Origin of the sequence: Streptomyces sp. CB02009 (assembly GCF_001905825.1) — a bacterium.
Classification (GTDB): Bacteria; Actinomycetota; Actinomycetes; order Streptomycetales; family Streptomycetaceae; genus Streptomyces.
This window is the reverse complement of sequence record NZ_LIVV01000003.1, coordinates 498,383-512,042: the sequence shown is the minus strand read 5'-3', so window position 1 is coordinate 512,042 and position 13,660 is coordinate 498,383. Positions and strand designations below refer to the sequence as shown.

Sequence of the window (13,660 nt, the reverse complement as noted above, 5' to 3'; positions counted from 1 at the left end):
GCGGGGGTGGTGCTGCGCCGACACGGCACCACCCGCCGCTCGCACCAGCTTCACCCACGGGGCGGGCCGGCGACCAGAGTTGCAAAGGGTTGCAGGATTACCCGAACCGGGCCTCGCCGGACGGTTCCGAACGGCACGATGGGGACCGACACTCCGGACATCTGCCCCGTGCAGAACCGATACAGCACCCCGGGCGGCTGGGAGAGACCGATGAAGAACACGCAGCTCGACATGAAGCGCCTCGCCGCCATGGACGCCGCCCAGGCCACCCGGCTGCTCCACCGGGTCCGCGAGGAGACGCTCGCCGGCCGAACGCCCCCGATCGCGCCCCGCCCGGTGATCGACGCGTCCTGGCAGCGGATGGCCCGGCTGGGGCTCGACCCCGACCAGGGTACGAGCACCGTGCTGCTGCAGCCCGACGAGCTGGAGGAGCGGCGCAGGACCACGCTCCTCTCCGAGGTCATGCAGACGCTCAGCGGCGGCCTCGCCGGCATCGCCGACACCTCCCTCCAGATCATGGTGGTCACCGACGAGCACGGCCGGGTGCTGTGGCGGCAGGGGAACCTGTCGGTGATGCGGCAGGCGAACGGCATCTGCCTGGAGGAGGGCGCGGCCTGGACCGAGCGCACCACCGGGACGAACGCGGTCGGCACCGCCCTCGCCATGGGCCGGGCGGTCCAGGTGCACTCCGCCGAGCACTACGTCCAGGCGCTCCACAACTGGACCTGTGCCGCCGCGCCCGTGCACGACCCGCGCGACCGGCGGCTGCTCGGCATCGTCGACGTGAGCGGACCCGCGTCCAGCTTCCATCCGGCGATGCTGGCCCTGGTCGGTTCGGTGGCCCAGCTCGCCGAGGCGGAGATGCGGGAGCGGCACCGCGGCTCGGTCGAGCGGCTGCGGGCGGTGGCCGCGCCGATCCTGTGCCGGGTGGGCGGCCGGGCCGTCGCGGTGGACACCCACGGCTGGACGGCGGCGGTGACCGGGCTCGCGCCGGTGGACCGGATCACGCTGCCGAAGTCCTTCCGGTCCGGCCGGATGTGGCTGCCCTCGCTCGGCGTGTGCGCGGTGGAGCCGCTGCCGGGCGGCTGGCTGCTGCGGGTCGAGGAGGAGACGCCGGCGGAGGAGCCGGGCACGGCGGCGGCGAGCCGGGTGGTCCTCGACCTGAGCAGGCCGCGCCGCTGGACGGTGTCCGTCTCGGGCGCGGCGGGCAGCTGGCAGCAGGAACTGAGCCCCCGGCACGCGGAGCTCCTCTACGTCCTGGCGATGCACCGGGACGGCCGGACGGCGGCGGAGCTGGCGGACGACGTGTTCGGGGACCGTACGCGGACGGTGACCGTACGGGCGGAGATGTCCCGGGTGCGACGGAACCTGGCCGGGGTCCTGGCGCACCGCCCGTACCGCTTCAGCGAGGAGGTCGCGGTGGAGGTCCTCCGCCCGGAACGCCCGGCGGACCTGCTGCCCCACTCCCTGGCGCCGGCGGTACGGGGACCCCGCACCGGCACGAACGCGTAGCGCGCGGGCAGGGCGGAACGGGGCCGGCCGGGGCGCGGCCGGGCGGAGCCGGGCGCGGCGGGGTCGGGCTGGGCGGGATGGGCATCCGGGGCGCGCGGTCCCTTTCCGGCCCTCGCTGTCCAGCATGCGGACACCCCGGAGCGGGGGTCCCGTCGCCCGGCCCCCCCGGTCGCCCCGCCGAACCGGCTCGTGATGCCATGAACCCATGCGCATCACTCTCACCACCTGGTCCCTCGAACAGACCTCGCCGTCCGATCTGCGTCCCTCCCCCGCCCCGGAGGGCGACGACATCGCGATCGCGCGGGCCGCGGTCCCGTCGCCGGAGTACAGCCGCTTCCTCTACACGGCGGTCGGCGGCGACATCCGCTGGAACGACCGGCTGTCGCTGACGTACAAGCAGTGGCAGGAGATCGTCGAGAAGCCGGGCGCCGAGATCTGGGTGGCGTACGACAAGGGGACCCCGGCCGGCTACGTCGAGCTGGACCCGCAGGACGACGGCGTCGTGGAGATCGTCTACTTCGGTCTGATCCCGGCCTTCCGGGGGCGCCGGATCGGCGGTCACCTGCTGTCGTACGGGGTGGCCCGGGCCTGGGACCTGGCCGAGCGCTGGCCCGGGCGGGAGGCGACGCGGCGCGTCTGGCTGCACACCTGCTCGCTCGACGGCCCGCACGCGATGGCCAACTACGAGCGCCGCGGCTTCCGGCTCTTCGACACCAAGGTGGAGGAGGTCGACGAGTCCGAGACCCCCGGTCCCTGGCCGGGCGCCCACGCCTGACGCCGGCGGAGACCCGTGAAGGGGCCCTGATCAGGGCCCCTTTCGCGTGACCCAGACCACACCATCTCATGAAGCGAGACGACTACGTCCATATTCTGGACGATGCTGGACTGGGTCCAAAGTCCCATGACACGCTTCCGTCATGTCTGGAACTGGAATTGCCTTGGTGAGTCGGCGGCACGTCGACCTGGGCCGCATGTCCAGCGCCATCTGTCCGGCGCGCTGAGAGAACCAGCACCGCCGCGATCACTTTTCAGCACGACTCTGCCCGACCCTGCTGCGCACTGACGCGCCACCCTCCGACCTGAGCGCCAGTGTGCAGGTCAGAGCCGCCCTCTCGCAGTCCCGAAGGACAAGACGCCATGGCCGCCACCCCGGAAAACCCCACTCCCGCCGCCGCACGCCGCAAGACCGGGCGCCACCGTGGCGAGGGTCAGTGGGCCGTGGGGCACTTCACCCCCCTGAACGGCAATGAGCAGTTCAAGAAGGACGACGACGGTCTCAACGTACGGACACGTATTGAGACGGTCTACTCGAAGCGCGGATTCGACTCCATCGACCCCAACGACCTGCGCGGACGCATGCGCTGGTGGGGCCTCTACACCCAGCGCAAGCAGGGTCTGGACGGCACCAAGACGGGTGTCCTGGAGCCGGAGGAGCTGGACGACGAGTACTTCATGCTCCGCGTCCGTATCGACGGCGGCCGGCTGACCACCGAGCAGCTCCGGGTGATCGGCGAGATCTCTGAGGAGTTCGCCCGGGGCACCGCGGACATCACGGACCGGCAGAACGTCCAGTACCACTGGATCCGGATCGAGGACGTCCCCGAGATCTGGAACCGCCTGGAGGCGGTCGGCCTGTCCACCACCGAGGCCTGCGGCGACACCCCGCGTGTCATCCTCGGCTCCCCGGTGGCCGGCATCGCGGCCGACGAGATCATCGACGGCACGCCCGCGATCGACGAGATCTACCGCCGGATCGTCGGCAACAAGGACTTCTCCAACCTGCCCCGCAAGTTCAAGTCCGCGATCTCCGGCTCGCCGCAGCTCGACGTGGCGCACGAGATCAACGACATCGCCTTCGTCGGCGTGGACCACCCGGAGCACGGCCCCGGCTTCGACGTCTGGGTCGGCGGCGGCCTCTCCACCAACCCCAAGCTGGGCGTCCGCCTCGGCGCCTGGGTCTCCCTCGACGAGGTCCCGGACATCTACGAGGGCGTCATCTCGATCTTCCGCGACTACGGCTACCGGCGGCTGCGCAACCGCGCCCGCCTGAAGTTCCTCGTCGCCGACTGGGGCCCGGAGAAGTTTCGCCAGGTCCTGGAGGACGAGTACCTCGAGCGCAAGCTGACCGACGGCCCCGCTCCCGAGCAGCCCGCCGGCCAGTGGCGCGACCACATGGGTGTGCACCAGCAGAAGGACGGCCGGTTCTACATCGGCTTCGCCCCGCGGGTGGGCCGGGTCGACGGCGCCACGCTCACCAAGATCGCCGGCCTGGCCGAGCAGCACGGCTCCGGCCGGCTGCGCACCACCGCGGACCAGAAGATGATCCTCCTCGACGTCGAGGAGGCACAGCTCGACTCGGCGGTCGCCGCGCTGGAGGCCCTCGACCTGCGGGTGAACCCCACCCCATTCCGACGCGGCACGATGGCCTGCACCGGCATCGAGTTCTGCAAGCTCGCGATCGTCGAGACCAAGGCGCGCGGCGCCTCGCTCATCGACGAACTGGAGCGCCGCATCCCGGAGTTCGACGAGCCGCTGACGATCAACATCAACGGCTGCCCGAACGCCTGCGCCCGCATCCAGGTCGCGGACATCGGCCTCAAGGGCCAGCTGGTCCTGGACGACGAGGGCAACCGCGTCGAGGGCTACCAGGTGCACCTGGGCGGCGCGCTCGGCCTGGAGGCCGGCTTCGGCCGCAAGGTCCGCGGCCTCAAGGTCACCGCGGCCGAGCTCCCCGACTACGTGGAGCGGGTCCTCAAGCGCTTCCAGGCGGAGCGCGAGACCGGCGAGCGCTTCGCGACCTGGACCGCCCGCGCCTCGGAGGAGTCCCTCTCATGAGCGAGCGTGCCGCACCGTTCCACTGCCCCTACTGCGGCGACGAGGACCTGCGTCCCCACGAGCAGGGCCACGGCGCCTGGGAATGCGCCGCGTGCAGCCGAGCCTTCCAGTTGAAGTTCCTGGGGCTGCTCGCCCCCGGTACTTCAGGCAACACCCCTGGAGGGAAAGAGATATGACGCTCACTCAGGACGCCACAGCGGCCGACCTCAAGGCACTCGCCGAGCAGGCCGGCCGCGATCTGGAGGACGCCTCCGCCCTGGAGATCCTCCGCTGGGCCGTGGACACCTTCGGCGAGGGCTTCTGCGTCACCTCCTCCATGGAGGACGCGGTCGTCGCCCACCTCGCCTCGCGGGTCCGGCCCGGCGTGGACGTCGTCTTCCTCGACACCGGCTACCACTTCGAGGAGACCATCGGCACCCGTGACGCCGTGGACGCCGTCATGGACGTCCGCGTCCTCACCCTGACCCCGCGTCAGACGGTGGCCGAGCAGGACGCGGAGTACGGTCCTGAGCTCCACGACCGCGACCCCGACCTGTGCTGCGCGCTGCGCAAGGTCAAGCCCCTCGAAGAGGGCCTGACCCGGTACGGCGCCTGGGCGACGGGGCTGCGCCGCGACGAGTCCCCGACCCGGGCGAACACCCCGGTCGTCGGCTGGGACGAGAAGCGCCGCAAGGTCAAGGTCTCCCCCATCGCCCGCTGGACGCAGGACGACGTCGACGCGTACGTCACCGAGCACGGCGTCCTCACCAACCCGCTCCTGATGGACGGCTACGCCTCCGTCGGCTGCGCCCCCTGCACCCGCCGCGTGCTGGAGGGCGAGGACGCCCGCGCCGGCCGCTGGGCGGGTCGCGGCAAGACCGAATGCGGGCTGCACGGATGACGGACACTCAGGAAGTTCAGGAGAAGCACGTGACGGGTGCCACCATCTGGCTCACCGGCCTGCCGAGCGCCGGCAAGACCACCATCGCGTACGAACTGGCCGGCCGGCTCCGCGAGGAGGGCCACCGGGTCGAGGTGCTCGACGGCGACGAGATCCGCGAGTTCCTCTCCGCGGGCCTCGGCTTCAGCCGCGAGGACCGGCACACCAACGTGCAGCGGATCGGGTTCGTCGCCGAGCTGCTCGCCTCCAACGGCGTGAAGGCCCTCGTCCCCGTCATCGCCCCGTACGAGGACAGCCGCGAGGCGGTCCGCAAGCGCCACGCGTCCGAGGGCACCCCCTACGTCGAGGTGCACGTCGCCACTCCGGTGGACGTCTGCTCCGTACGCGACGTGAAGGGCCTCTACGCCAAGCAGAAGGCGGGCGAGATCAGCGGCCTCACCGGTGTCGACGACCCGTACGACGAGCCGCGCGACCCGGATCTGCGGATCGAGTCCCACACCCAGACCGTGCAGGAGTCCGCGGCGCAGCTCCACGCGCTGCTCACCGAGAGGGGTCTGCTGTGACCACCGTCGCTCATGTTCACGACAGCACCGCCAGCCCGTTCGCGCTGTCGCACCTGGACTCCCTGGAGTCCGAGGCCGTCCACATCTTCCGTGAGGTGGCGGGCGAGTTCGAGCGGCCGGTGATCCTCTTCTCCGGCGGCAAGGACTCCATCGTCATGCTGCACCTGGCGCTGAAGGCGTTCGCCCCCGCGGCGATCCCCTTCACGCTCCTGCACGTCGACACCGGGCACAACTTCCCCGAGGTCCTGGAGTACCGCGACCGCACCGTCGCCAAGCACGGCCTGCGGCTGCACGTCGCCTCCGTGCAGGAGTACATCGACGCCGGAAAGCTGCGCGAGCGGCCCGACGGCACCCGCAACCCGCTGCAGACCGTCCCCCTCACCGAGGCGATCCAGCAGCACCGCTTCGACGCCGTCTTCGGCGGCGGCCGCCGCGACGAGGAGAAGGCCCGCGCCAAAGAGCGGGTGTTCTCGCTGCGCGACGAGTTCTCGCAGTGGGACCCGCGCCGCCAGCGCCCGGAGCTGTGGCAGCTCTACAACGGCCGGCACGCCCCCGGCGAGCACGTCCGCGTCTTCCCGCTGTCCAACTGGACCGAGCTGGACGTCTGGCAGTACATCCAGCGCGAGAAGATCGAGCTGCCCGAGATCTACTTCGCCCACGAGCGCGAGGTGTTCGCCCGCAGCGGCATGTGGCTGACGGCCGGCGACTGGGGCGGCCCGAAGGAGTCCGAGACCACGCAGACGCGGCTGATCCGCTACCGCACCGTCGGCGACATGTCCTGCACCGGCGCCGTCGACTCCGACGCCACCACGCTGGACGCCGTCATCGCCGAGATCGCCGCCTCCCGGCTCACCGAGCGGGGCGCGACCCGCGCCGACGACAAGATGTCCGAGGCCGCGATGGAAGACCGCAAGCGCGAAGGGTACTTCTAATGAGCACGTCCACCGAGCAGCTGACCGAGCAGCTGGCGGCCACCACCCTGCTGCGCTTCGCCACCGCCGGATCCGTCGACGACGGCAAGTCCACCCTGGTGGGCCGGCTCCTCCACGACTCCAAGTCGGTCCTGGTCGACCAGCTGGAGGCCGTGGAGCACGCCTCGCGCTCCCGCGGCCAGGAGGCTCCCGACCTGGCGCTCCTCACCGACGGCCTGCGGGCCGAGCGCGAGCAGGGCATCACCATCGACGTGGCCTACCGCTACTTCGCGACGCCCCGCCGCCGCTTCATCCTCGCCGACACCCCCGGGCACGTGCAGTACACCCGGAACATGGTGACCGGCGCCTCCACCGCCGAGCTCGCCGTGGTCCTCGTCGACGCCCGCAACGGCGTGGTCGAGCAGACCCGCCGGCACGCGGCCGTCGCCGCGCTGCTCCGCGTGCCGCACGTGGTCCTGGCCGTGAACAAGATGGACCTGGTCGAGTACCGGGAGCCCGTCTTCGCCGCCATCGCCGAGGAGTTCACGACGTACGCCTCCGAGCTCGGCGTCCCGGAGATCACCGCGATCCCGATCTCGGCGCTGGCCGGCGACAACGTCGTGGAGCCGTCCGCGAACATGGACTGGTACGGCGGCCCGACGGTCCTGGAGCACCTGGAGACCGTCCCGGTCAGCCACGACCTGACGGCCTGCCACGCGCGGTTCCCCGTGCAGTACGTGATCCGCCCGCAGACCGCCGAGCACCCCGACTACCGGGGCTACGCCGGCCAGATCGCGGCCGGTGCCTTCCGGGTCGGCGAGCAGATCACCGTCCTGCCGTCGGGGAAGACCTCCACGATCACCGGGATCGACGCGCTGGGCGAGGCCGTGGACATCGCCTGGGCGCCGCAGTCGGTCACCATCCGGCTCGCCGACGACATCGACATCTCGCGCGGCGACCTGCTCGCCCCGAGCGGTGACGCCCCGCCGACCACGCAGGACATCGAGGCGACCGTGTGCCACGTGGCGGACCACCCGCTCGCCGTCGGCCAGCGGGTGCTGCTGAAGCACACCACCCGCACGGTCAAGGCGATCGTCAAGGAGATCCCTTCGCGGCTGACCCTGGACGACCTCTCGCAGCACCCGACCCCGGGCCAGCTGGTCGCCAACGACATCGGCCGGGTCGTGGTGCGCACCGCCGAGCCGCTCGCGCTCGACGCGTACGCCGACTCGCGCCGCACCGGTTCGTTCCTGCTGATCGACCCGGCTGACGGCACCACGCTCGCGGCGGGCATGGCGGGCGAGTCCTTCGCCACCGCCAAGGCCGTCGCGAGCGTCGAGACCGCCGAAGAAGCAGAGGGATGGGACTTCTGACATGAGCGAGAACGTCTACGCGACCTTCGCGAAGGAAGGCGGCCGGGTGGGCTCCGGCGCCCTCGGCGCAGGCATGGGAGGCGTCGCACGATGTGCGTGCTGACCTCGATGCTCCGCACCCGCGGCGCGACCCCGCTCCACCCGCACCACCCCGAACGACATAGACGAAGACTTCGAAGACGCTGAATCGAGGGGACAACCTCCCGTGCCTGCCACCACCCGTACCACCCTGCGCCGCGGCCTCGCCGCCGCCGCCGCTCTGCCGCTGCTGATCGGCGCGCTCGCCTCCTGCGGCTACGGCTCCGACACCAAGAACGACGAGAAGAAGGTGGCCGCCGAGGGCAAGAAGCTCTCCGCCGACACCGTACGGCTCGGGTACTTCCCCAACCTCACCCACGCGACCGCGCTGATCGGCGTCCAGGACGGCCTGATCCAGAAGGAGCTGGGCGGCACCACGCTGAAGCCGCAGACCTTCAACGCCGGCCCGTCCGAGATCGAGGCGCTCAACGGCGGCTCCCTGGACATCGGCTTCATCGGCCCCTCGCCGTCCATCAACGCGTACGTCAAGTCCAAGGGCTCGAACCTGCGGATCATCTCCGGCTCCGCCTCCGGCGGCGTCAAGCTGGTCGTGAACCCGGACAAGATCAAGACCCTGGACGACCTCAAGGGCAAGCGGATCGCCACCCCCCAGAAGGGGAACACGCAGGACGTCGCGCTCCTCAACTGGATCGCGGAGAAGGGCTGGAAGGTCGACCCGGAGTCCGGCAAGGGTGACGTCTCCGTCGTCCGCACGGACAACAAGGTGACCCCGGACGCCTTCAAGTCCGGCTCCATCGACGGCGCCTGGGTGCCCGAGCCGACCGCCTCCAAGCTCGTCTCCCAGGGTGGCAAGGTCCTCCTCGACGAGACGTCCCTGTGGCCCGACAAGAAGTTCGTGATCACGAACATCATCGTGTCGCAGAAGTTCCTCACGGAGCACCCGGACGTGGTCGAGGCCGTGCTGACGGGCACGGTGAAGACCAACGCGTGGATCAACGCCAACCCGGACAAGGCGAAGGCGTCCGCCAACGCGGCGCTGAAGTCCCTCGGTGGCAAGGCACTGGACGCCAAGGTCATCGACCCGGCGTGGCCGAGCATCGCGATCACCAACGACCCGCTGGCCGCGACGCTCAAGACCCAGTCCGAGTGGGCGGTGAAGGCCCAGCTGATCAAGCAGCCCGAGCTGTCCGGCATCTACGACCTGAAGCTCCTCAACAAGGTGCTGAAGGCCGCCGGCGAGCCCGAGGTCTCCGACGCCGGTCTCGGCGTCAAGTAACCGCGCCGAGCCGACGCACAGACCGCGAATCCGTAACCCCCAGGAGGTGACGACCATGGCCACGACGTTCGCCAAGGCTGCCGAGGGCACCGTAGCGGAGCAGACGCACGCCGCCCGGATCGAGCACGTCTCGAAGTCCTTCTCCGGCCCGGCCGGTACCCAGCTCGTCCTGGACGACGTCAGTCTCGACGTCGCGCCCGGCGAGTTCGTCACCATCCTGGGGGCCTCGGGGTGCGGCAAGTCCACCCTGCTGAACCTGGTCGCGGGACTCGACCGGCCGACCCAGGGGTCCATCGAGACCCCGAGCGGCCGGCCGGCCCTGATGTTCCAGGAGCACGCCCTCTTCCCGTGGCTGACCGCGGGCAAGAACATCGAACTGGCCCTGCGGCTGCGCGGGGTGGCCAAGGCCGAGCGCAGGACCGAGGCCGAGCGGCTGCTCGAACTGGTCCGGCTCGGCGGCGCGTACGGCAAGCGGGTGCACGAGCTGTCCGGCGGCATGCGGCAGCGCGTGGCCCTCGCCCGGGCGCTGGCCCAGGACAGCCAGCTGCTGCTGATGGACGAGCCGTTCGCGGCGCTGGACGCCATCACCCGTGACGTGCTGCACGGCGAGCTCACCCGCATCTGGGAGGAGACGAACCTCTCGGTCCTGTTCGTCACCCACAACGTGCGCGAGGCCGTCCGCCTCGCGCAGCGGGTGGTCCTCCTCTCCTCCCGGCCCGGCCGGGTCGCGAAGGAATGGACCGTGGGCATCGAGCAGCCGCGCCGCATCGAGGACGCGGACGTGGCCGAGCTGTCCCTTGAGATCACTGAACACCTGCGTGGGGAGATCCGCCGCCATGGCCAGCACTGACACCGCCGCGACGGTCAAGAAGGACGACCTCGCCGGTCTGGAGGCCGGACTCGACGCCCTGGACGCGGTCGAGATCCGCCGCACCCCGGTCCGGGAGGTCCTGCTCAAGAAGGTCTTCCCGCCCACCCTCGCCGTCGTCCTGGTCCTCGCCGTCTGGCAGATCCTCGTCTCCGCGAAGATCACCGAGGAGACCAAACTGCCCGCGCCGTCCGCGGTGTGGGACGGTCTGACCGACATGTGGCTGCAGGGCACCCTGCTCGAGGTCATCTGGACCAGCGTGTCCCGGGGCCTCGCGGGCTTCCTGCTGGCCCTGGCCATCGGCACCCCGCTGGGCCTGCTCGTCGCCCGGGTGAAGTTCGTGCGCGCCGCGATCGGCCCGATCCTGTCGGGTCTGCAGTCACTGCCCTCGGTGGCGTGGGTGCCGCCGGCCGTGCTCTGGTTCGGCCTGAACGACGCGATGATGTTCACGGTGATCCTGCTGGGCGCCGTCCCGTCCATCGCCAACGGCCTGGTGTCCGGTGTGGACCAGGTCCCGCCGCTGTTCCTTCGGGCCGGCCGCACCATGGGCGCCACCGGCTTGCGGGGCACCTGGCACGTGACCCTTCCGGCGGCGCTGCCCGGCTACCTGGCCGGTCTCAAGCAGGGCTGGGCCTTCTCCTGGCGTTCGCTGATGGCCGCCGAGATCATCGCCTCCTCCCCCGACCTGGGCCTGGGCCTGGGCCAGTTGCTGGAGAACGGCCGGAACAACATCGACCTGCCCGGCGTGTTCCTGGCGATCCTGCTGATCCTGATCGTCGGCATCGCCATCGACCTGCTGATCTTCAGCCCGCTGGAGCGCTGGGTGCTCCGCAGCCGCGGCCTGCTGGTGAAGTGAGCCGATCCCCCATGAACCGAACCGTCCTCCTCGTGATCGCCCACGGCAGCCGCGACCCGCGGCACGCGGCGACCGTCCAGGCGCTGGTGCGCCGGGCCGGTGCGCTGCGGCCGGGGCTGCGGGTGGAGACGGCGTTCCTCGACTTCAACCTGCCGTCGGTGCGGGGAGTGCTCGACCGGCTCGCCGCCGACGGCGTACGGGACGTGGTGGCGCTGCCGCTGCTGCTGACCCGGGCCTTCCACGCGAAGGCCGACATCCCCGCCGTACTCCGCCAGGCCCCGCCGTCCCTGCGGATCCGCCAGGCGGAGGTCCTCGGACCCTCTCCGCTGCTCATCGAAGCGGTGGAGCGGCGGCTGTACGAGGCCGGGCTCACGCCCGGCGACAAGAGCGCGACCGGGGTCGTCCTGGCCTCGGCGGGCTCCACCGACCCGGAGGCGATCGCGGTGATCGCAGAAACGGCGCGGGAGCTGAGGCGCACCGGTTGGTGCTCCGTGCGGCCCGCGTTCGCCTCCGCATCCCTGCCGCGCACGGAGGACGCCGTGCGCGCCCTGCGGGCCGAGCCGGGCGTCCGCCGGGTGGCCGTCGCCCCCTACGTCATCGCCCCCGGACGTCTCCCGGACCGGATCGCGGCGGGCGCGGCGGAGGCGGACGTCCTGGCGGATGTGCTGGGCCCCTCCCCGGAATTGGCCCGGCTGCTCCTCGAACGCCACGACGCCGCCGCCCACGCGGCCCGCGGCGCCGTGGCCCACTCGGCCTGAGTCACCGCGGGGAACCTGTCCGACAATTCGGCCGGTCGACGGATGCGAGCAACTTCATGCCCGTGCCGTGCATCCATCGGCCCCTCTCGTGCGTCTTCTGTGCGCCGGGTCTTTGCGGGCCCGGACGACATCGGTTCCTACCAAGGGCAGAAGACTTTGATCACTTCGACACTCGGCGTACGCAGAGCCGTGACCGTCACGATCACGGCCTCGGCCGTACTGGCCGGCGGTCTCTTCACCGGCCAGGCGTACGCCGCGCCGCCCACCCCGTCGATCACCGCCGCGGGCGGCTTCGTCATGAACAACGGGACGGGCACCACGCTGTTCGGGAAGGCCGCCGACACCCGTCGGTCGACCGGTTCGACCACGAAGATCATGACCGCGAAGGTGGTCCTGGCTCAGCGCGGTCTGAACCTCGACGCCAAGGTCACCGTCCAGAAGGCCTACAGCGACTACATCGTCTCCAAGAACGCCTCGTCCGCCCGGCTGATCGTCGGCGACAAGGTGACGGTCCGCCAGCTGCTCTACGGCCTCATGCTGCCGTCGGGCTGCGACGCGGCCTACGCGCTGGCCGACAAGTTCGGCACCGGCACCACGCGGGCCGCCCGGATCAAGTCGTTCATCGGCAAGATGAACACCGAGGCCCGCAACCTCGGCATGCGCAACACCCACTTCGACTCGTTCGACGGAATAAGCAATGGGAGCAACTACTCGACTCCCCGCGATCTGACGAAGCTCGCGAGCAGTGCGATGAAGAACTCCACGTTCCGTACCGTGGTCAAGACGAAGTCCACGAAGCAGAAGGTGACCACGAAGACCGGTGGCTACCGGTACATGTCGTGGAGCAACACGAACAAGCTTCTGAGCACCTACAGCGGCGCGATCGGCCTGAAGACCGGTTCGGGTCCGCAGGCCAAGTACTGCCTCGTCTTCGCGGCCACCCGCGGCAGCAAGACGGTCATCGGCGCGGTGCTCGCCTCTCCGAGCGAGGCGAACCGGGCGACCGACGTGAAGAAGCTGCTGGACTACGGCTTCGCCAGGTAAGAGCGTGATCCGCGGTGAACGGCGCCCGACGGCGCCGGTCCCGCCCGGGGCCTGTCTTCCGCTCGCCGGGAGGCAGGCCTCCGCCGTGTTCCGCCGGGCGCCCGCTAGCTGAAGTCGAGGCCGCCCGTACGGGTGCGCTTCAGTTCGAAGAGGTCCGGGTGGCCGGCGAGGACCCGGAAGCTGTCGAAGAGTTCGGCCGCGCGCTCGCCGCGGGGGACGGCGCGCAGCACCGGGCCGAACCACACGGTGCCGTCGACGTGGATCGTGGGGGTGCCGACGTAGGCGTCGGCGTCGCGGTCCTTGCCGGCGTCGTGGCTGCGGCGGACGGCCTCGTCGTACGCCTGGTCGTCGGCGGCTCCGGCGAGTTCCGCGGGCAGGCCGAGTTCGGCGAGCGCCTCGGCGACGACCGCGTCGAAGTCCTGCCGCTTCTGCTCGTGGATGCGGGTTCCGTAGGCGGTGTAGAGCGGGCGCAGGATCTCCTCGCCGTGCCGCTCGGCGGCGGCCGCGGCGACTCTGACCGGTCCGATCGAGGCGTCGACGAGTGCGCGGTACCAGTCCGGGAGGGTGTTGCCCTCGTTGTGCAGGTACAGGCTCATGACCTTGAAGCGGAGGTCGATGTCCCGCTCGCGCTCGACCTCCAGGATCCAGCGGGAGGTGATCCAGGCGAAGGGGCAGGCGGGGTCGAAGTAGAAGTCGACGACGGGGCGGGGCGCGGTCTCGGTGTGCGTCATACGAAGGAATCTAG

The 13,660-nt window shown here is 70.9% G+C and carries 15 protein-coding genes; 14 read left to right on the top strand and 1 reads right to left on the bottom strand.

Annotated features, from left to right (window positions below):
* Positions 1 to 210 precede the first annotated feature (210 nt).
* The 14 genes from AMK27_RS15015 (at position 211) to AMK27_RS14955 (ending at position 12,915) form a co-directional block, all read left to right on the top strand.
* Positions 211 to 1,512: a helix-turn-helix domain-containing protein gene (locus AMK27_RS15015; protein ID WP_073907565.1), complete on the top strand. Its 1,302-nt coding sequence runs from the start codon at positions 211 to 213 to the stop codon at positions 1,510 to 1,512.
* Positions 1,513 to 1,717: 205 nt separating this feature from the next.
* Positions 1,718 to 2,287: a GNAT family N-acetyltransferase gene (locus AMK27_RS15010; RefSeq protein ID WP_073906778.1), complete on the top strand. Its 570-nt coding sequence runs from the start codon at positions 1,718 to 1,720 to the stop codon at positions 2,285 to 2,287.
* 142 nt (positions 2,288 to 2,429) lie between these two features.
* Complete coding sequence (locus AMK27_RS44340) at positions 2,430 to 2,513, top strand: putative leader peptide (protein WP_310591794.1); 84 nt, start codon at positions 2,430 to 2,432, stop codon at positions 2,511 to 2,513.
* Positions 2,514 to 2,649: 136 nt separating this feature from the next.
* A complete protein-coding gene (locus AMK27_RS15005) occupies positions 2,650 to 4,347 on the top strand; it encodes a nitrite/sulfite reductase (RefSeq protein WP_073906776.1) in 1,698 nt (565 codons plus the stop codon).
* Positions 4,344 to 4,523 carry a hypothetical protein gene (locus AMK27_RS15000; RefSeq protein WP_073906773.1) on the top strand — a complete coding sequence of 60 codons (180 nt, stop codon included), beginning with the start codon at positions 4,344 to 4,346 and terminating at the stop codon, positions 4,521 to 4,523. Before AMK27_RS15005 ends, AMK27_RS15000 begins: the two co-directional genes overlap by 4 nt.
* Complete coding sequence (locus AMK27_RS14995) at positions 4,520 to 5,227, top strand: phosphoadenylyl-sulfate reductase (protein ID WP_073906771.1); 708 nt, start codon at positions 4,520 to 4,522, stop codon at positions 5,225 to 5,227. Before AMK27_RS15000 ends, AMK27_RS14995 begins: the two co-directional genes overlap by 4 nt.
* Positions 5,228 to 5,256: 29 nt before the next feature.
* Positions 5,257 to 5,790, top strand: coding sequence for an adenylyl-sulfate kinase (cysC, locus tag AMK27_RS14990; RefSeq protein WP_231071126.1), 534 nt, complete (start codon positions 5,257 to 5,259; stop codon positions 5,788 to 5,790).
* Positions 5,787 to 6,722 carry a sulfate adenylyltransferase subunit CysD gene (gene cysD / locus AMK27_RS14985; RefSeq protein WP_073906767.1) on the top strand — a complete coding sequence of 312 codons (936 nt, stop codon included), beginning with the start codon at positions 5,787 to 5,789 and terminating at the stop codon, positions 6,720 to 6,722. The genes cysC and cysD overlap by 4 nt, the downstream gene beginning before the upstream one ends.
* The gene (locus AMK27_RS14980; RefSeq protein ID WP_073906764.1) at positions 6,722 to 8,074 is read left to right on the top strand and encodes a sulfate adenylyltransferase subunit 1; all 1,353 of its coding nucleotides are present in this window, start codon (positions 6,722 to 6,724) and stop codon (positions 8,072 to 8,074) included. Before cysD ends, AMK27_RS14980 begins: the two co-directional genes overlap by 1 nt.
* A gap of 205 nt (positions 8,075 to 8,279) precedes the next feature.
* Positions 8,280 to 9,389, top strand: coding sequence for an aliphatic sulfonate ABC transporter substrate-binding protein (locus AMK27_RS14975; RefSeq protein ID WP_073906762.1), 1,110 nt, complete (start codon positions 8,280 to 8,282; stop codon positions 9,387 to 9,389).
* A 55-nt stretch (positions 9,390 to 9,444) separates the two neighbouring features.
* Positions 9,445 to 10,239, top strand: a complete 795-nt coding sequence (locus AMK27_RS14970) for an ABC transporter ATP-binding protein (RefSeq protein ID WP_073906759.1) — start codon at positions 9,445 to 9,447, stop codon at positions 10,237 to 10,239.
* Positions 10,226 to 11,113 (top strand): ABC transporter permease, encoded by an 888-nt coding sequence (locus AMK27_RS14965; RefSeq protein WP_073906756.1) that lies wholly within the window; start codon positions 10,226 to 10,228, stop codon positions 11,111 to 11,113. The genes AMK27_RS14970 and AMK27_RS14965 overlap by 14 nt, the downstream gene beginning before the upstream one ends.
* Positions 11,114 to 11,124: 11 nt before the next feature.
* The gene (locus tag AMK27_RS14960) at positions 11,125 to 11,871 is read left to right on the top strand and encodes a sirohydrochlorin chelatase (RefSeq protein ID WP_073906753.1); all 747 of its coding nucleotides are present in this window, start codon (positions 11,125 to 11,127) and stop codon (positions 11,869 to 11,871) included.
* A gap of 189 nt (positions 11,872 to 12,060) precedes the next feature.
* On the top strand, positions 12,061 to 12,915 hold the full coding sequence (locus tag AMK27_RS14955; protein WP_107425572.1) for a D-alanyl-D-alanine carboxypeptidase family protein: 855 nt from the start codon (positions 12,061 to 12,063) through the stop codon (positions 12,913 to 12,915).
* 104 nt (positions 12,916 to 13,019) lie between these two features.
* On the opposite strand, the gene AMK27_RS14950 is transcribed toward AMK27_RS14955, so the two are convergent.
* The gene (locus tag AMK27_RS14950; RefSeq protein WP_073906748.1) at positions 13,020 to 13,646 is read right to left on the bottom strand and encodes a mycothiol-dependent nitroreductase Rv2466c family protein; all 627 of its coding nucleotides are present in this window, start codon (positions 13,644 to 13,646) and stop codon (positions 13,020 to 13,022) included.
* Between the last annotated feature and the right edge of the window lie 14 nt (positions 13,647 to 13,660).

Excerpts from the sequence above, each read along its gene's own strand:
- AMK27_RS15015 (WP_073907565.1), top strand. The coding sequence starts at position 211 with ATGAAGAACACGCAGCTCGACATGAAGCGCCTCGCCGCCATGGACGCC.
- AMK27_RS15010 (WP_073906778.1), top strand. The coding sequence starts at position 1,718 with ATGCGCATCACTCTCACCACCTGGTCCCTCGAACAGACCTCGCCGTCC.
- AMK27_RS44340 (WP_310591794.1), top strand. The coding sequence starts at position 2,430 with ATGTCTGGAACTGGAATTGCCTTGGTGAGTCGGCGGCACGTCGACCTG.
- AMK27_RS15005 (WP_073906776.1), top strand. The coding sequence starts at position 2,650 with ATGGCCGCCACCCCGGAAAACCCCACTCCCGCCGCCGCACGCCGCAAG.
- AMK27_RS15000 (WP_073906773.1), top strand. The coding sequence starts at position 4,344 with ATGAGCGAGCGTGCCGCACCGTTCCACTGCCCCTACTGCGGCGACGAG.
- AMK27_RS14995 (WP_073906771.1), top strand. The coding sequence starts at position 4,520 with ATGACGCTCACTCAGGACGCCACAGCGGCCGACCTCAAGGCACTCGCC.
- AMK27_RS14980 (WP_073906764.1), top strand. The coding sequence starts at position 6,722 with ATGAGCACGTCCACCGAGCAGCTGACCGAGCAGCTGGCGGCCACCACC.
- AMK27_RS14970 (WP_073906759.1), top strand. The coding sequence starts at position 9,445 with ATGGCCACGACGTTCGCCAAGGCTGCCGAGGGCACCGTAGCGGAGCAG.
- AMK27_RS14965 (WP_073906756.1), top strand. The coding sequence starts at position 10,226 with ATGGCCAGCACTGACACCGCCGCGACGGTCAAGAAGGACGACCTCGCC.
- AMK27_RS14960 (WP_073906753.1), top strand. The coding sequence starts at position 11,125 with ATGAACCGAACCGTCCTCCTCGTGATCGCCCACGGCAGCCGCGACCCG.
- AMK27_RS14950 (WP_073906748.1), bottom strand. The coding sequence starts at position 13,646 with ATGACGCACACCGAGACCGCGCCCCGCCCCGTCGTCGACTTCTACTTC.